This is a genomic window from Phascolarctobacterium succinatutens (genome assembly GCF_023497905.1).
Classification (GTDB): domain Bacteria; phylum Bacillota; class Negativicutes; order Acidaminococcales; family Acidaminococcaceae; genus Phascolarctobacterium_A; species Phascolarctobacterium_A succinatutens.
In genome coordinates, this window is the sequence record NZ_CP097284.1 from 1,111,598 (window position 1) to 1,129,669 (window position 18,072).

Sequence of the window (18,072 nt, forward strand, 5' to 3'; positions counted from 1 at the left end):
GTCTTATCTTGCGCAAGGAAAGAAGAAGGAAGCAACAGAATAGAAGCTACTCGCGCCCTGTCGGCGTTGTCTGCCTGCTTATTGGTCTGCTGTTTGCAGCCGCTCTTCTTATGACGGCTGAGGACGGCGTAATGCATTATGCTTATCTGGTGGAGCAGCATCTGCTGGGTAAGGGTATCTTTTTGCTGCCTTTGGCTTTCTTTGCTGCGTCCTTTGCTTTGCTTAAAGGACAGTTTGGTGTTTTTAACAAGAGAACATTAATTTTTACTTTGGTGACGCTGTGCCTTACAGGCACAGCTCATCATGTTTTTGTGCCTGTTGGCTCTGAGCTGGAGCCTTCGCTGATAGCGGAGGGCGGCGGTTTAGTCGGCGGTTTGCTGCTGAAGCTGCTGCGTTCCTTTGCCGGTGATGTGACTGTTTATATTATTCTTGCCTTAGGCTGGCTGTGGCTGCTGGGCCTGGTGCTGCCGCTGCGCAAATGGTGGGAGCTGTGGCAGGATTACCTGACCTCCGACGAAATTACGCTGGTGCGCCCTGATGACAAGGTGAGGGAGGAGCGCGTGCGTCCCGAGCCTGCGGTAAGAGCTGTGTTCAAGCGCAAGAGTGCCGCGCCTCAACAGCATGCCGTTCCCGCGGATAATGTTATCAGCAACTATACCAGCCCCGAATTTGATGCCTTCAACGAGGGCGTGCAGAAGAAAAGTGCTTTCAGAAGCATTTTAGGCTTTACCAAAAACAAGAGTGTTTACGAAAAATCACCTTTAAAAGAGGAAATAGAGCGTGACCCGGTGCAGCTGCCCGAATGGGAGCAGTCCAAGCCCGAGGTCATTGTAAGACCGATTATCAATTATGACGATGATTACGAGCCGGACAGCCGCTTTCTGGATGATGCGGAGCCGCCGGCTGCCGAACCCGAGCCGGAGCCGGAGCGTCCTGCTTCCGTAATCCGCAATACCTATCGCGAGCAGGCGCCTGCGTTTGCTGAGCCTGCCAAGGCGGAGCCGCAGCCTGAGCCTGAACCGGAGAAGCCGGCCGTAACGATTTTTGACAGTGCAGATAAAATTGCCGCAGCGGCGCCTGCTCAGCAGTCCGCAGCATATGAACCTGAAGCGCAGGCCGCAAGCAGCTATCAGCTGCCCCCGCTGGAGATTCTCGATACGCCGAAGGCCAGCGACCCGTCCACCTATCAGAAGGACATCATGGATCAATGTGCGGTGCTGGAGCAGACTTTGGCAGACTTCAAGGTGCGCGCCAGAGTTGTTGCCGTAACACGCGGACCTTCTGTTACCCGCTTTGAGCTGGAGCCTGCGGCAGGCGTGAAGGTAAGCTCGGTGGTGAACCTTGCGGATGATATTGCCCTGCGTCTGGCTGCTCCCGGTGTGCGTATCGAAGCGCCGATTCCCGGCAAATCCGCCATCGGCATCGAAGCGCCGAACACGAAGAACGATCCCGTGTGCTTCCGTGAGGTTGTGGAGGCAGGCAGTGTACGCAATGCCAAGGAGCATCTGTGCATCGGTCTGGGCAAGGATATCAGCGGTGATATTATTTCCGCCGACCTTGCGAAAATGCCGCATCTTTTGGTGGCAGGCTCCACAGGCTCCGGCAAATCGGTGTGCATCAATACGATTATCGCCGGTCTTTTGTACCGTGCTACACCGGACGAGGTTAAACTGATTCTTGTCGACCCTAAGGTCGTAGAATTGTCTAATTACAACGGTATTCCGCATCTGCTGACACCGGTTGTCACCGAGCCGAAAAAGGCAGCCAGCGCGCTGCACTGGGCGGTAGCGGAAATGGAGCGCCGTTATAAGGCGTTTGCCGACAGCCGTGTGCGTGACATCAACACCTATAACGCGCAGGCCGACGAAAAGATGCCCTATATCGTAATTATCATCGACGAGTTGTCAGACCTGATGATGGTAGCCAAGGTTGATGTGGAGGATGCTATCCTGCGCCTGGCACAGAAGGCCCGCGCTGCCGGTATCCATCTGATTTTGGCAACCCAGCGTCCGTCCGTAGATGTTATTACAGGCATCGTCAAGGCGAATATTCCTTCACGTATTGCTTTCGCCGTATCCTCGCAGACAGATTCGCGCACCATTATTGATATGGGCGGTGCCGAAAAGCTGCTGGGCAAGGGCGATATGCTCTTTTACCCCATGGGCTACAACAAGCCTGTGCGTGTGCAGGGTGCCTTCGTCAGCGATGATGAGCTGAATAAAATAGTAGATTTCATTATCAAGCAGTCCATTCCTGTAAATTACAGCGAAGAAGTAACAGAGCAGGAGCTGGAATGTGATAATAAAGGCCATAATGCCGAGGATGCAGGCTCCAATGCGCCTGCAGAGGATGAGCTTTTTGAGGATGCCCTGAGCCTTGTGCTGGATATGGGGCAGGCATCAAGCTCCATGCTGCAGCGACGCTTCCGCATAGGCTATACGCGTGCGGCGCGTCTGGTAGATACTATGGAGGAGCTGGGCATTGTCGGTCAATCCGTAGGCAGCAAGCCACGAGAGGTTATAATGTCGCGTAAGGAAGCAGAGGAACGCTTCCTGCGCCGTGAATAAGCGGAGGTGCAGGCGAAATGGATGATAAGGAAAAGACTGTCGGCGCAATTTTGAAAGAAGCAAGACTGGCCAAGGGTATTTCCCTGGCTGATGCCGAAAAGGCTACCAGTATCCGCAGCCGTTATCTGCAGGCTGTAGAAAATGACGAATATGACAAGACTCCAGGCGAGGTTTTCCTGAAGGGAATAATCCGTAACTACGGTAATTATCTGGGACTGAACGGTCCGGAGCTTGTTAATGAATATAAAGCAAGTGCTGCCGGTATGGCGGCAGAGGCTGTACGCAGCCAGGGTATCCGCGAGGTGGAAAAAGTCCGCCTCAATATACAGCTGAAGGATAAGCGTGATATCGGCAGCGGTACAGGCCGCTTTGAAATGCCGGGCTTGCCGAAGCTGCCAATGAAGCAGTGTCTGGCAGGCTTAGCAGCGGTAGCGGTGCTCACGGCAGGCTATTTTGCTATTCCCGCTACGATTAACTATTTTAAAAATATGCCTAAGGATGAGGCTAAGCAGACTGAGCAGGTTAAGCCCGAAGCTAAAGCACCTGCAGTTCTGGACAAGGTTACCGTTGACCTGGAGGCCGAGGGTGACTGCTGGCTGGAGGCAAGTGCCGACGGCAAGGAGCTTTTTGCCGGCATTCTGCATGCTAAGGAAAGCAAGCATTTTGAGGCTAAGGATAAGCTGATTATCAAATACGGCAATATCGGCGTTGTACGCATTAAGGTGAACGGCGAGGCTGTTGACCTGAAGGGCGAGCATGGCGTGGCCGTCAAGACCTATCTGCGCAACGCTCCCGCACAGCCTGCAGCCGCAGCTAAGGCAGAGGAGGCTGCACCGAAGTCCGAGCCTGAAACCAAGGCTGCACCTGCTGCCGCAGTAGAGGAAGCAGCCCCGCAGCCCGCTGCAGTTGCACCTGCGCCGAAGGCAGAAGGACCGAAGCCGCAGGCTGAGGTTAAGCCGGCTGAGCCGCAGCAGCCACAGGCTGCCGGCGAAGCGAAGGCCGATAAGAAGAAATAATAATTTGTTCAGGAGTTTTTCATGAAACAGTTTTTACCGATTTCCGCTCAGGAAATTGCCGAGCGTGGCTGGGAGCAGCTTGACTTTCTGTTTATCAGCGGCGATGCTTATGTAGACCACCCCTCCTTCGGTCCGGCAGTAATCTGCCGCGTGCTGGAGGCGCAGGGCTACAAGGTAGCTATGCTGTGCCAGCCGCGTTGGGATAAAGCAGAATATATGGCAGAGCTGGGCAAGCCGCGACTGGGCGTGCTTATTTCCGGCGGCAACCTTGACTCCATGCTGTGCCGTTATACGGCAGCCAAAAATGAGCGTTCTGTCGACAAATATACCGCAGGCGGTGCGGTGGGACAGCGTCCCGACCATGCTACGGCCGTTTATGCGCAGCTCGTCAAGCAGCTATGGCCCGATATGCCTGTAATTATCGGCGGTATTGAAGCCAGCCTGCGCCGTTTTGTGCATTTCGACTACTGGGAAAACAAGCTGCTGCCTTCTATTCTGGAGTCTAGCGGTGCGGACCTTTTGGTTTACGGCATGGGCGAAAAGCAGATTATGGAAATTGCCGACTATCTGGCAGGCGGTGCCAGCGCTGAGGATTTGCATTATATCCGCGGTACGGCGTATCTGTCTGACAGTTTGCCCGATGATGAAAATGTGGAGCTTCCGGGCTGGAAGGCTATCAAGGACGACCGCAAGGAATTTGCCAGAGCCTTTAAGCTGCAGAGCAAGGAGCAGGACCCGTTTTATGGCAAAATCGTAGTCCAAAAGGGACAGAAGAAATATATCGTACAGAATCCGAACATCTTCCCGCTGACGATGGAGGAGATGGACGCTATCTACGATTTGCCGTATATGCGTCAGTGGCACCCGAGCTACGACGCCAAGGGCGGCGTAGCAGCGCTGGAGGAGGTTCAGTTCAGCCTGGTAAGCAGCAGAGGCTGCTTCGGCAGCTGTTCCTTCTGCGCTATTCATGCGCATCAGGGACGTATCATTCAGGCGCGCAGCCATGAATCTATTCTGCGTGAAGCAAAGCTGCTGACGCAGCTTCCCGGCTTCAAGGGTTATATCCATGACGTCGGCGGCCCTACGGCCAACTTCCGCCATCCTTCCTGTGCCAAGCAGCTGAAATACGGCGTGTGCAAGGACAGGCAGTGCCTGTTTCCCAAGCCGTGCCCCAATATTGATGCCGACCACAGCGATTATATAGCTCTGCTGCGCAAGCTGCGTGCTTTACCGGGAGTCAAGAAGGTGTTTATCCGCAGCGGTATCCGTTATGATTATCTGCTGGCGGATAAAAAGCAGGAATTTCTGGACGAGCTGTGCCGTTATCACATCAGCGGTCTGCTGAAGGTAGCGCCCGAGCATATCGCGCCGCAGGTTCTGGCGCGTATGGGCAAGCCCGGCAAGGAAGTTTATCTGAAGTTTATGCGCATGTTTACGCAAAAAAATAAAGAAATCGGCCTGCCGCAATATCTGGTGCCGTACTTTATTTCCAGCCATCCGGGCTGCACGCTGAACAATGCCATTGAGCTGGCAGAGTTTTTGCGTGACATCAAGCACAATCCGGAGCAGGTGCAGGACTTTATTCCTACTCCCGGCAGTGCGGCGACGGCGATGTATTATTCCGGCATCGACCCGGAAAGCGGCGAAACCGTATTTGTGGCCCGCAATCCGCATGATAAGGCAATGCAGCGTGCGCTGATGCAGTACCGTACTCCGCGTAACCGCAAGCTGGTGCTGGAGGCGCTGCAGAAGGCAGGACGCATGGACCTCGTGGGCAGCGGACATAAATGCCTGCTGTATACGGAGCAGGAACAGCGCGGCGGAGTGCGTGGCGCGAAGCGTGATGCTTCTCGCGGCCCGAAACGTAATGCAACGGGCAGTGGAGCGCGTAATGCAACGCGCAGTACCGCTTCAGGCAGTGCCGGTGGAAAAAGGCGTGAGGATAAGCGCCGCAGATAGTAACGGAGGGATGAGATGATCCGTTGTATCTTTTTAGTGCTGATATTGGCCGGAATACTGACGGGAGGCTGCGGTGAGCAGCCTGCTCCTGTACAGAACGCAGGGGCAAAAACCGTTATCCTGTATTCCGAGCTTGATAATAAATTTACTGAAAATCTGGTGGATGCCTTCAACAAGGAGCAGAAGGCTAAGCTGCAGCTGAAGGCTGTTTACGAGCTGAAGCCCGGCGGGGAGCTGCCGGACGTTGTGCTGGCCGAGCAGCGCACGCTTGCCGGCCTGAAGCGTCAGGGAAGGCTGAAGCCTGTGGCCTTTGCCGATGGCGACAGACTGCCGCAGAAGTTCCGTGATGCGGATTTAAGCTGGTACGGCATTTTCTATGATCCGATAGTTTTTCTGGTCAACCAGCAGTACGCCCGTACTGTCGGCCAGGCAAATATCTGCAGCTGGCAGGATTTGGCAGGGAAAGAACAGCTGCGCATTGCTCTGGAAAATTTATCCGACAGCAACAGCACGCAAAACTTTCTGGCAGGTCTGGCAGACCGCTTCGGCGAGGATGAATCGCTGGAGTATTTAGGCAATATCAACCGCTTTATCGGGCAATATTCCAAGTTTCCCTTTACACCTGTGCGCATGGCGGCGGTAGGTGATGCGGATGTGGCTATTACCAGACAAAGCTACGTGTTTAAATATCTGGAAAATAAATTTCCCGCTTATGTTGTCTATCCCAAGGAAGGTACGCCGGTCAATCTTTTCTGCGTAGGCCTGTTTAAGAATACTACAGATGATTTGCAGGGCCTGAAGGTTATGGAATGGCTTTTGACAAGCGAGCAGGTGCAGGCGATAGCACAGGAAAATGCTACAGGCTATCTGTTTCTGTTCCTGCGCGGCTTTGATGAGGCTGCCGCCGATGGCGATAAAATCTGGCTCAACAGCAGTTATCTGGAGCCTGTTAAGCAGGATGGCCTGACAAATAAGTGGCTGAGTAAGGTTAGATTCAGTAAATAGTTGTTAGTGGCTGGTGATTAGTCATCAGTGAATAGTGAATTAGATTATAATGATTTATGCTCTTGCTTGCTGTCCCGACGGCTTGGGTGAGGGCAGCAGGTTTTGGAGGTAAAGAATGAAAATAGGTATGGTCAGCCTCGGCTGTCCCAAAAATCTGGTAGATTCTGAAGTTATGCTGGGTATTATCAAGGATAAGCAGCTGGAGATTACCAATAATCCCGCAGATGCCGAACTGATTATTGTTAATACCTGCGGTTTTATCGAAAGTGCGAAGGAGGAATCCATCAGCACAATTTTACAAATGGCGCAATATAAGGAGGAGGGCAGCTGCAAATATCTGATTATGACAGGCTGCCTCGGCCAGCGTTATGCAGACGAGCTTTTCGAAAGCATGCCGGAGGTTGACGCTATCGTCGGCACTGACAGCTTTACCGATATCGGCTGGGTTATCGACCAGGTGCTGGCAGGCAAGCGCGTAAAGCATCTGCAGAAGCTGGAAAGCAAAAATGTACAGACTCCGCCCAGAATGCTGACTACGCCTGATTACATGGCGTATCTGAAAATTGCCGAGGGCTGCGACAACTGCTGCTCCTACTGCATTATTCCGCAGCTGCGCGGTCCCTACACCAGCCGTCCTTATGATGAGGTTATGGCAGAGGCAAGAAGCCTTGCTGCTCACGGCGTCAAGGAGCTGATTGTTGTGGCGCAGGACACTACCCGCTACGGCGAGGACCTTACCGGCAAGCTGCTTTTGCCGCAGCTGCTGCGTGATCTCAACGAGCTGGAGGGAATCGAGTGGATCCGCGTTATGTACCTGTATCCCAACAACTTTACGGACGATTTGATTGCAGCCTTCGCCAAATGCGACAAGGTGTGCAAGTATATTGATATTCCTCTGCAGCATGCCAGCGACAGACTGCTGGAAAGCATGAACCGTTACGATACACGTGCGCAGGTAGAAGAACTTCTGGCCAAGCTGCGTGAGCGTATTCCGGGCATTACTATCCGCACTACCTTCATCGTGGGCTTCCCCGGTGAAACCGATGAGGATTTTGCGGAGCTGATGGACTTTGTTGAAAAGCAGCGCTTTGAAAACGCAGGCGTGTTCCAGTATTCCCAAGAGGAGGGTACTGTGGCCGGCGCTATGGAAAACCAGATTGAGCCTGAGGTTAAGGAAAACCGCTATCATGAGCTGATGGCGCTGCAGGCAGGTATTTCCGAAGAAATCCATCAGGAGCGCGAGGATGAGGAGCTGGACGTTATCGTCGAAGGCTTTGATGAAGAAAACCCCGCTCTTGCGGTAGGACGTTCCTATCACGAGGCACCTGATATCGACGGCAACATCTTTATCGAAAATGCCGCCGAGCTGGAGGTAGGCCAGATGGTAAGAGTGCGTATTCTGCAAGGCTTTACCTATGAAATGGTGGCAGAGCTGGTTTAACGTTGCTGTATGAGTCAAAATAACCGGTGAGAGGGTGACAGCAGGATGAAGGTTGAAATCATTACTACCGGGACGGAGCTGCTGCTGGGTGAAATTTTAAACACCAATGTGCAGTATTTATCCCGCAAGCTGAATAATATAGGCTTTGATGTTTTATATCACACTACGGTCGGAGATAATCCGGAGCGTATGCGCGCAGTGCTGGAGCAGGCCATGCAGCGCGCCGATATCATCATTACCAGCGGCGGTCTGGGACCGACGCGCGGTGATATTACCAAGGAGATAGTGATGGAGGTTTGTCATACTGAAGGCTATCTCGATTTGGATACGTGGGGACGCATAGATGCATATTTTGCCAAGAAGGGACTTTGCCCTTCGCAAAATAACGAGAAGCAGGCGTATGTGCCCATCGGGGCCGAGGTACTGCAGAACGATGTGGGTACCGCTCCCGGACTGTGGCTGGAATATAAGGACAAAATCTTCATTATGCTGCCCGGACCTCCGAGCGAGCTTACGGATGTGTGCGAAAAGCAGCTGCTGCCGCGAATGCTACAGCGCTTCAGCAAGCACGGCATTATCATGTCGCGCACCTTGCATCTGCGCGGTATCGGCGAATCTATGGTGGCTGCCAAGCTCGACGAGCTGATTATGGCGCAGACCAATCCGACGATTGCGCTTTATGCCCGCTACGGTGAAATTCTCATCAGGCTTACGGCGAAGGCTGCCAATGATAAAGAGGCAGTCAAGCTGCTCGACGCTATGGAAGCCAAGGTACGCAAGAGCGTTGATAATTATATATACGGTGTGGATGATGCCACTCTGGCGGCCTGCTTAGGGCAGGAGCTGCTGAAGCAGGGCAAAACTATTGCCTTTGCGGAATCCTGCAGCGGCGGTCTTGCCAGCAGCCTGGTTACGGATGTGCCGGGCAGCAGTGAATATCTGCTGGGAAGCATCGTCAGCTACACTAACATGGCTAAGCAGAAGCTGCTTAATGTGCAGGCAGATACGCTGGCCAAATACGGCGCTGTCAGCCGTGAAACCGCCTGCGAAATGGCGCTGGGCGTACGCAAGCAGCTGGGCAGTGATTATGGTGTGAGCATTACGGGCAACGCCGGACCGGGAGCCAGCGAGGGCAAACCGGTAGGCCTTGTATATATTGCCGTTGCCACTGACAACGTGGTATATTGCCAGGAGCACCGTTTTATGTCTACAAGAACAGAAAATAAGCTGAGAATAGCTCAGACAGCTATTTCCATGGCTATTGATAAATTATTAGAAGAAAAAAACAATACGGAGGATAAACATTAATGACCATTCAAAAAGAGATGTTCGGCAGCTTAGAGCTGGACAAAAAAATTGTAACCGCCCTGACTGACATGGGCTTCGAAGAGCCTTCTCCAATTCAGGCCGCTACTATTCCCCTGGTGCTCGAAGGTAACGACGTTATCGGCCAGGCACAGACCGGTACCGGCAAGACCGCTGCCTTCGGTATTCCTCTGGTGCAGGCAATTACCGACTTCAAGCATATTCAGGCGCTGATTATGACTCCGACCCGTGAGCTGGCTATTCAGGTTGCGGAAGAAGTAGGCAAAATCGGCCGTACCCGCCGCGTGCGTGCGCTGCCTGTTTACGGCGGCCAGCCGATTGAACGCCAGATCCGTGCGCTGCGCAACAATGTGCAGATTGTTATCGGTACCCCGGGCCGTTTGATTGACCATATCAACCGCGGCACTATCCGTCTGGACCATATCAAATTCCTGGTACTGGACGAGGCTGACGAAATGCTGGATATGGGCTTTGTTGATGATATCGAAGAAATTATGCGCAGCCTGCCGGTTGAACGCCAGACTCTGCTGTTCTCCGCAACCATGCCTCGTCCGATTCTGAGCCTGACCAAGAAGTACATGAAGGCGCCGAAGAATGTAACCATTTCCAAGGAAGAGCTGACTGTGCCTCTGATTGAGCAATACTATTTCGAAACCAAGGATAAGATTGAAGGCCTGTGCCGTCTGTTGGACGCAGAAATCGACGGCAAGCTGATTATCTTCTGCCGTACCAAAAAGGGTGTTGACGACCTGTCTATCGCACTTTCCAGCCGTGGCTACATGGCTGAGGGCCTGCATGGTGACCTGAGCCAGAACCAGCGTGACCGCGTAATGAAGAAATTCCGCGAGGGTGCTGTCGATGTGCTTATTGCTACCGACGTTGCTGCCCGCGGTATCGACGTTGACAACATCACCCACGTTATCAACTTTGATATTCCGCAGGATCCGGAAAGCTACGTTCACCGCATCGGCCGCACCGGTCGTGCAGGCAACACCGGCGTAGCTATGACCTTCATCACTCCGCGTGAGTTCCGTCAGCTGAAGCTGATTGAGCGTACCGTCAAGACTAAAATCCAACGCCGTCAGCTGCCAACTGCTGCTAACGTTATCGAGCGTCAGCGCGACCAAATTATCAGCAAGATGCAGACGGTGCTGGAGCTGAACGCATATCATGACTATATGCCGATTGCCGAAAGCCTGTTGGATGATTACAGTGCGGAAGAAGTTGCTGCCGCAGCTCTGAAGCTGATGCAGGAGGGCATTAAGGCTCTGGAGGCTCCGCAGGAGGATATCCTGTCCAAGGACCTGCGCAACACCGGCGGCCGTCCCGGCATGGTGCGCCTGTTCATCAACATCGGCCGCAGCCAGAAGATTATGGTTAAGGATATTGTCAGCACCATTGCTATCGAAGCAGACATTCCGGCGCGTGATATCGGCCTGATCAATATCTATGATAAGTTCACCTTTGTTGAAGTACCGGAAGATGTAGCCGAAAAGGTTATCGGTGCGATGAACAAGAACTTTATCAAGGGGTATAAGGTTAATATTGAGCCTGCTAAGGCAAGAAGATAATAACAAGGGCGACCGAGCCTCTCCTCTGGGAGACAAGGTGAATTGCCGGCAGGGCAAGAAAAGCCTCTCCTAGGGGAGAGGTGGCATCGCGCAGCGATGACGGAGTGCACTAGTCAACAAATTTTAGACACAAATCATAAAAAAATATACAACAAAAAATTATCTGTTAGTCAGATATCCGTTCGTAATGCAACTTGCGATATTGAGTTGGCGTCAGATAGTTTAACGAATAAGCTGGACGCTGTTCATTAAAGAAGTGAATATATTCTTTTACTTCATCTACAACAGGCCTTTCGCCTGTTACATGAAAATCGGTAAACATTTCTGCCTTTATCCAACCATTAATCGCTTCCATTGCTGCATTGTCGGTAGGTGTTCCGGCACGAGACATGGAATGAGTAATGCTATACATTGGCAACAAGTCGTTAAATGCCTTAGATGTGTAAACAGATCCTTGGTCTGAATGCAAGATCATTTCATATTCCGGATACTGCTTCTTTAAAGCAATTAAATCCTCCAGACCGCTAATATATGTCATACGGTCACCACGTTTGGAAGATAGAGAATGGCTTACAATTTCATTATTCCAAAGATCCATATACAATGTTAGCTCATAATAGATCCCTTTTACATAAAAAGCAGTCATATCGCTTACAATACATTGCAGTGGTCCGTCAATCTGTATTTCTGTCATAAGCAGATTAGGAAAAACACGGTATGAATCTCCTGGCTTTTTGTATTTATAATGCTTGGCTTGACTCTTAATGCCAGTGATTTTACAGCACTTATGTGCATATGCATCTGAAAGTACAAGACCAGTATCCAAACGAATCTTAGCGTTAAGCCAACGATACCCATGAGAAGGAAACTTAGCATGGTACTCTTTAAAAAGTAAAATATTGCTAAGCAGGCTCTTCATTCTTGTAGAAGGATGCGCAAGCTTCTTTTTCCAAGCATAGAAACTACTGCGCTGGATATTCATGGTTTCGCATATAAGTTTTACTGGAAATTCTCCGGAAAGCTCTAATACTACTTGGTATTCTTCTTGCCGTATAGAATTACTGTACCATCCCCTTTCACCGCATAGCCTTTTTTTAATCTGGCTTCTGCAATTCTTGCTTTAAGCAATTCACGAATTAATTCTTCCTTGGTCATGGATTGAAAGTCATCCGTATTTGCAGAAAGTGCTGGGGAATCGGGACGTATTATATTACATTTTTGTTGTTTACAATTTTTTGCAGGCAGGTTATTTGCATCTCTGTACATACGCATATAAGTGCGTGCTGTACCTTCGCAAATTTTATATAACTCTGCAGCTTGATAGCGAGTAATCTCACTGTCATATATTCGTCGACCAATGTCTAATTTTTCTTGTTTAGTGTATTTCATGGTAAACCTCCTGTTTAGACTGAAGTATTCCTTGTTCAGTGATATATATATTGGTGTATTCCATTATATATTATCTGTACAAAAAATACCCCCTCTGTGTCTAAAATAAGTTTACCACTTCAGAGAGGGGTTCTGCCTAAAGCAACGTTTCTGTCAAGCCCCTCTCAGTCGCCCTGACGGGCGCCAGCTCCCCCCAAGGGGAGCCTTTCAATAAGCAAATTGCTAAGCTACTCCCCAAGGGGAGCCTTTCAATAAGCAAATTGCACTAGTCAACAAATTTTAGACACAAATCATAAAAAAATATACAACAAAAAATTATCTGTTAGTCAGATATCCGTTCGTAATGCAACTTGCGATATTGAGTTGGCGTCAGATAGTTTAACGAATAAGCTGGACGCTGTTCATTAAAGAAGTGAATATATTCTTTTACTTCATCTACAACAGGCCTTTCGCCTGTTACATGAAAATCGGTAAACATTTCTGCCTTTATCCAACCATTAATCGCTTCCATTGCTGCATTGTCGGTAGGTGTTCCGGCACGAGACATGGAATGAGTAATGCTATACATTGGCAACAAGTCGTTAAATGCCTTAGATGTGTAAACAGATCCTTGGTCTGAATGCAAGATCATTTCATATTCCGGATACTGCTTCTTTAAAGCAATTAAATCCTCCAGACCGCTAATATATGTCATACGGTCACCACGTTTGGAAGATAGAGAATGGCTTACAATTTCATTATTCCAAAGATCCATATACAATGTTAGCTCATAATAGATCCCTTTTACATAAAAAGCAGTCATATCGCTTACAATACATTGCAGTGGTCCGTCAATCTGTATTTCTGTCATAAGCAGATTAGGAAAAACACGGTATGAATCTCCTGGCTTTTTGTATTTATAATGCTTGGCTTGACTCTTAATGCCAGTGATTTTACAGCACTTATGTGCATATGCATCTGAAAGTACAAGACCAGTATCCAAACGAATCTTAGCGTTAAGCCAACGATACCCATGAGAAGGAAACTTAGCATGGTACTCTTTAAAAAGTAAAATATTGCTAAGCAGGCTCTTCATTCTTGTAGAAGGATGCGCAAGCTTCTTTTTCCAAGCATAGAAACTACTGCGCTGGATATTCATGGTTTCGCATATAAGTTTTACTGGAAATTCTCCGGAAAGCTCTAATACTACTTGGTATTCTTCTTGCCGTATAGAATTACTGTACCATCCCCTTTCACCGCATAGCCTTTTTTTAATCTGGCTTCTGCAATTCTTGCTTTAAGCAATTCACGAATTAATTCTTCCTTGGTCATGGATTGAAAGTCATCCGTATTTGCAGAAAGTGCTGGGGAATCGGGACGTATTATATTACATTTTTGTTGTTTACAATTTTTTGCAGGCAGGTTATTTGCATCTCTGTACATACGCATATAAGTGCGTGCTGTACCTTCGCAAATTTTATATAACTCTGCAGCTTGATAGCGAGTAATCTCACTGTCATATATTCGTCGACCAATGTCTAATTTTTCTTGTTTAGTGTATTTCATGGTAAACCTCCTGTTTAGACTGAAGTATTCCTTGTTCAGTGATATATATATTGGTGTATTCCATTATATATTATCTGTACAAAAAATACCCCCTCTGTGTCTAAAATAAGTTTACCACTTCAAAATTGCTAAGCTACTCCCCAAGGGGAGCCTTTCAATAAGCAAATTGCTAAGCTACTCCCCAAGGGGAGCCTTTCAATAAGCAAATTGCTAAGTTACCCCCCAATTGGAGGTGAATACCCATGGCGAATGAAATTTACGGCAACCTGAAGGGTATCCGTAATTCCGTTATTGAAGAATTAAAAACGTTTTATGATATCCGTCTGGAGGGCGGTCAGCTGCTGACTAGCGAGCTGGCTTTGCGTATGGCGGATGTTACTGATTTTATTAACCGCGAGGTGAGCGTTTACGTTGCGCGCAACGGTCAGGTGCTTGCCGTATCGGTGGGCAATGATCAGAGTGTGGAGCTGCCTCCGGTTGAGGGCAGACGTGGTGCCAGCCGTTTGAGCGGTGTGCGCTGTGTGCATACTCATCCCAACGGCAATCCGCTGCTCAGCGGTGTGGATATTTCCGCGCTGAAGAATAACCGTTTTGATGCGATGATTGCTGTCGGCGTTACTTCGCCTGATATCAGCCAGTCGCAGATGAGCTTCGGCATGATTACCGGTATTGACGATAACGAGCAATATCAGGTGGAATGCTACGGACCGCTGACACTGCAGGAGGCGGAGGGAGTGTTCTTCCCGAATCTGGCGGCGATGGTGGAGCGCATCCTTGATAAGCAGACGGGCAGTGCAAGCCTGGCGCAGGGAACCGAGCGTGCGATTATCGTGGGCATGGAATATGGTGCTCCCAACAGCAGCGGCTGGACGGCTGAGGATTCTTTGGAGGAGCTGAAGCAGCTGGCAGATACTGCCGGTGCGGAGGTTGTGGCAAGATTCCTGCAGAAGCGCCCCAAGCCGGACCCGGCGTTCTTTATCGGCCGCGGCAAGGTGCAGGAGCTGGCGCTTTATGTGCAGCAGGAGAACGTAGACCTGTGCATTTTTGACGATGAGCTTTCGCCGGCACAGCAGCGTAATATTGAGCAGTCAATGGGTGTGCGTGTGCTTGACCGCACGGCGCTTATCCTTGATATTTTCGCCCAACGTGCGCATACTAATGAAGGTAAGCTGCAGGTTGAGCTGGCGCAGCTGCAATATACGCTGCCGCGTATTATGGGCAAGGGCCTGGCGCTGTCGCGTCTTGGCGGCGGCATCGGTACCCGCGGTCCCGGCGAAACTAAGCTGGAGGTTGACCGCCGTCGCATCCGTGACCGCATTGCTTATATTAAGGAATGCATCGGCAAGGTTAAGAGTGTGCGCACTCTGCACCGAGCAGGACGCGCGAAGGCGAGTGTGCCTACGGTAAGCCTTGTGGGCTACACCAACGCCGGAAAATCCACGCTTTTGAATACGCTGACTAATTCGGATATCTATGCGCAGGACCAGCTTTTCGCAACGCTGGACCCGACTACGCGCCAGTTAGATCTGCCGAATAAGCAGCAGGCCATTTTGACAGATACTGTCGGCTTTATCCAACGCTTGCCGCATCAGCTGGTTGCAGCCTTCCAGTCTACGCTGGAGGAGGTTGTGCAGTCCGACGTGCTGCTGCACGTTATTGATGTCAGCCACGAGCTGTATAAGGAGCAGGCTGCTGCTGTTTATCAGGTTCTGGATGAGCTGGGTGCCAAGGATAAGACAATTATCACGGTTTATAACAAAATTGATAAGCTGCCGCCGGATTCCGGTCTGGCAGAGCGTTTGAGCAAGGAAGAAAACAGCATCTGCATTTCCACCAAGGCACGTTATAATCTTGACGGCCTGCTGGCGCTGATTGCGGAGAACCTGAAGCTGAAGGCGGTAGAGGAGAGCTTCCTCGTGCCTTACAGCGATTCCGCTGCGGTAGGACGCTTGCATGATGCAGGCACTGTACTGGAGCAGGAATATCTGGCGGAGGGCACACTGCTGAAGGTGCTTCTGGACGCGGAGCAGGTACAGCAGTTTGCCAAGTATCTTGCTGCAGATGCCAAGGCTTAGGATTAATTGGCTTATGCCGAAAAATATAAAAATATCAGGTGAGAATTTTGGTTGATTACAATGCATTAGAGCAGGCAGCCTTAGCTGAGGTTGCTAAACATACCGCAGAGCTGGAAGCAGCAGCTTTGTACAATACTGAAAAGGTTATTGCGGCTTTCCGTAATAACATGGTTTCCGACTATTACTTGAAGCCTACTACAGGCTACGGCTACAGTGATGTGGGCCGCGATACTCTGGATCTGATTTACGCAGAGCTGTTCAAAACCGAGGCTGCATTGGTGCGTTCTCAGTTCGTCAGCGGTACTCATGCGCTGGCAGTTGCTTTGTTGGGCAACCTGCGCGCAGGCGATGAGCTGATTGCCGTAACCGGTGCTCCTTATGACACTATGCAGACTATTATCGGCTCTCCGGTTAAAACTCCCGGCTCCTTGGTTGACCTGGGCGTAACCTATAAGGAGCTGCCGATGAAGGGCGACCATGTTGATTTGGAGGCTGTAAAAAACGCTGTTACCTCCAAGACTACGATGATTCATATTCAGCGCTCCTGCGGCTACAGCAGCGAACGTAAGACTATTGACGTTGCTGAAATCGGCCGTATCTGCAGTGCTGCTAAGGAAGCTAACCCGAATGTTATCTGCTTTGTTGATAACTGCTACGGCGAGTTTATCGAGAAGCAGGAGCCTACCGAGGTTGGCGCTGATCTGATGGCAGGCTCTCTGATTAAGAATCTGGGCGGCGGCTTGGCTCCTACCGGCGGTTATATTGTCGGCCGTGCGGATTTGGTAGAGAATGCTTCATACCGTCTTACTGCTCCCGGTCTGGGCGGCGAGATGGGCGCAACTCTGGGCGATACCGCGCGTGAGTTCTATCAGGGACTTTTCTTGGCTCCGCATATTGTGGTGCAGGCTGTTAAGACTGCTATTTTTGCGGCTGCTGTTTTCAAGGGCCTGGGCTATGATGTTAAGCCGCTGCCGGAGGAACGCCGCAGCGATATTATTCAGGCTATTACCTTGGAGAGCAAGCAGCGTCTGTGCGATTTCTGCGTTGCTATTCAGGGCAATTCTCCTGTTGATGCGCACGTTGAGCCGGTTCCGAGTCCGCTGCCGGGTTATCAGGATGAGATTATTATGGCTGCGGGTACTTTTGTACAGGGCGCTTCTATTGAGCTGAGTGCCGATGGTCCGTGCCGTGAGCCGTTTAATGTTTTCTTCCAGGGCGGTTTGACTTTTGAGCATGGTCGTCTGGCGATTATGGCGGCGGCTAAGCGTGTTGGCCCCAAAGAGGCGTAATAAAGTTAAAGATTCGTAATTAAATCTCATTCCGTTCAAAAGAATTGCGGGCGCTCGTTTCGTGTGGAACCAAGACGAAGTGCCGAAAAACTCGCGCTAAGCTAAAAAATTATACAATATTAGCTTGCATAGCGCTCAGACAGTTTCGGCCCTTCGGTGGTTCCAAACACTTACTCGCTGCAATTATTATTTCTCTGCATGAGAATTTAATTACTCAATTTAGTTTGCTTTTAACGTTATGTTAAGAGTTAAGTTACTCAATGTAGTTTGCTCTTAGCTTTGCAATAAGAGTTCATTTATCCATTTTAGTTTGCTCTTAACTTTGCAATAAAGTTTCGGTTACTCAATTTAGTCTGGCATCGAATTGACGTCAATTTTGATGGCGGAGTTGTTTAAGGATGATTTATATGAATAATATGGCAGTATGTAATTATATAGTGGGCGTGCTGGGCGCTGTTATCGGCGGTCTGATTATGCAGGCGGCTGCAGCCTTTCCGCTGGAGTTTACGGAGAACGGCCCCGGTCCCGGCTTCTGGCCTTTTACGCTGGGGGCGGTGCTGGGCGCTGTTTCGGTTTTGCTGCTGCTTTATACCTTTATCAATAAAACTGATTTACATGGCGTGAAGGTGCAGCTTTCTTCGACAGGCAACAAGCGCGTTTATTTAATGATGGGACTTGTTGTTGTGTTCTGCGTGCTTATCAGCATTCTCGGCTTTTATCCGGCAGCGGCACTTATGATTCCGGCTGTTATGCGTCTTATGGATTATCGCAATTATAAGGTAATCGGCCTGACAACGGTGCTTAGTCTGCTGTTTATTTATCTTGTTTTCGGCATGCTGCTGCATACGCAGATGCCGCAATCTGTTTTCATGGAGTAGGGGGTCATACT

The 18,072-nt window shown here is 50.1% G+C and carries 14 protein-coding genes; 10 read left to right on the forward strand and 4 right to left on the reverse strand.

The annotated features are described in order from the left end of the window. Positions 1-8: 8 nt before the first annotated feature. The 7 genes from M5E81_RS05305 (at position 9) to M5E81_RS05335 (ending at position 10,885) form a co-directional block, all read left to right on the forward strand. Positions 9-2,567, forward strand: a complete 2,559-nt coding sequence (locus tag M5E81_RS05305; RefSeq protein ID WP_249748051.1) for a DNA translocase FtsK — start codon at positions 9-11, stop codon at positions 2,565-2,567. 17 nt (positions 2,568-2,584) lie between these two features. Next, positions 2,585-3,583, forward strand: coding sequence for a helix-turn-helix domain-containing protein (locus tag M5E81_RS05310; RefSeq protein ID WP_249748052.1), 999 nt, complete (start codon positions 2,585-2,587; stop codon positions 3,581-3,583). A 21-nt stretch (positions 3,584-3,604) separates the two neighbouring features. Beyond that, positions 3,605-5,542, forward strand: a complete 1,938-nt coding sequence (locus tag M5E81_RS05315) for a YgiQ family radical SAM protein (protein ID WP_249748053.1) — start codon at positions 3,605-3,607, stop codon at positions 5,540-5,542. Between the two features lie 15 nt (positions 5,543-5,557). Then, positions 5,558-6,547 carry an ABC transporter substrate-binding protein gene (locus M5E81_RS05320; RefSeq protein ID WP_249748054.1) on the forward strand — a complete coding sequence of 330 codons (990 nt, stop codon included), beginning with the start codon at positions 5,558-5,560 and terminating at the stop codon, positions 6,545-6,547. Positions 6,548-6,662: 115 nt separating this feature from the next. Next, complete coding sequence (gene rimO / locus M5E81_RS05325; RefSeq protein WP_249748055.1) at positions 6,663-7,988, forward strand: 30S ribosomal protein S12 methylthiotransferase RimO; 1,326 nt, start codon at positions 6,663-6,665, stop codon at positions 7,986-7,988. Positions 7,989-8,033: 45 nt separating this feature from the next. Next, positions 8,034-9,296 carry a competence/damage-inducible protein A gene (locus M5E81_RS05330; protein WP_009144873.1) on the forward strand — a complete coding sequence of 421 codons (1,263 nt, stop codon included), beginning with the start codon at positions 8,034-8,036 and terminating at the stop codon, positions 9,294-9,296. After that, positions 9,296-10,885, forward strand: coding sequence for a DEAD/DEAH box helicase (locus M5E81_RS05335; RefSeq protein WP_009144874.1), 1,590 nt, complete (start codon positions 9,296-9,298; stop codon positions 10,883-10,885). Before M5E81_RS05330 ends, M5E81_RS05335 begins: the two co-directional genes overlap by 1 nt. A 166-nt stretch (positions 10,886-11,051) precedes the next feature. Here M5E81_RS05335 and M5E81_RS05340 read toward each other — a convergent pair whose 3' ends face one another. The 4 genes from M5E81_RS05340 to M5E81_RS05355 form a co-directional block, all read right to left on the reverse strand. Then, complete coding sequence (locus M5E81_RS05340) at positions 11,052-11,939, reverse strand: IS3 family transposase (protein ID WP_040565032.1); 888 nt, start codon at positions 11,937-11,939, stop codon at positions 11,052-11,054. Next, positions 11,915-12,274, reverse strand: coding sequence for a hypothetical protein (locus M5E81_RS05345; RefSeq protein ID WP_009145279.1), 360 nt, complete (start codon positions 12,272-12,274; stop codon positions 11,915-11,917). Before M5E81_RS05345 ends, M5E81_RS05340 begins: the two co-directional genes overlap by 25 nt. A 322-nt stretch (positions 12,275-12,596) precedes the next feature. Continuing rightward, positions 12,597-13,484: an IS3 family transposase gene (locus tag M5E81_RS05350; protein WP_040565032.1), complete on the reverse strand. Its 888-nt coding sequence runs from the start codon at positions 13,482-13,484 to the stop codon at positions 12,597-12,599. Next, on the reverse strand, positions 13,460-13,819 hold the full coding sequence (locus M5E81_RS05355) for a hypothetical protein (RefSeq protein WP_009145279.1): 360 nt from the start codon (positions 13,817-13,819) through the stop codon (positions 13,460-13,462). Before M5E81_RS05355 ends, M5E81_RS05350 begins: the two co-directional genes overlap by 25 nt. A 242-nt stretch (positions 13,820-14,061) precedes the next feature. Between M5E81_RS05355 and hflX the strand changes: the two genes are divergently transcribed. From hflX to M5E81_RS05370, 3 genes are all read left to right on the forward strand, one after another. Further along, positions 14,062-15,894: a GTPase HflX gene (gene hflX, locus M5E81_RS05360; protein WP_249748056.1), complete on the forward strand. Its 1,833-nt coding sequence runs from the start codon at positions 14,062-14,064 to the stop codon at positions 15,892-15,894. 38 nt (positions 15,895-15,932) lie between these two features. Next, positions 15,933-17,183, forward strand: a complete 1,251-nt coding sequence (locus M5E81_RS05365; RefSeq protein WP_249748057.1) for a methionine gamma-lyase family protein — start codon at positions 15,933-15,935, stop codon at positions 17,181-17,183. Positions 17,184-17,590: 407 nt separating this feature from the next. Further along, entirely contained in the window at positions 17,591-18,061 is a 471-nt protein-coding gene (locus tag M5E81_RS05370; RefSeq protein ID WP_187363685.1) for a tripartite tricarboxylate transporter TctB family protein, read from the forward strand. Positions 18,062-18,072 lie beyond the last annotated feature (11 nt).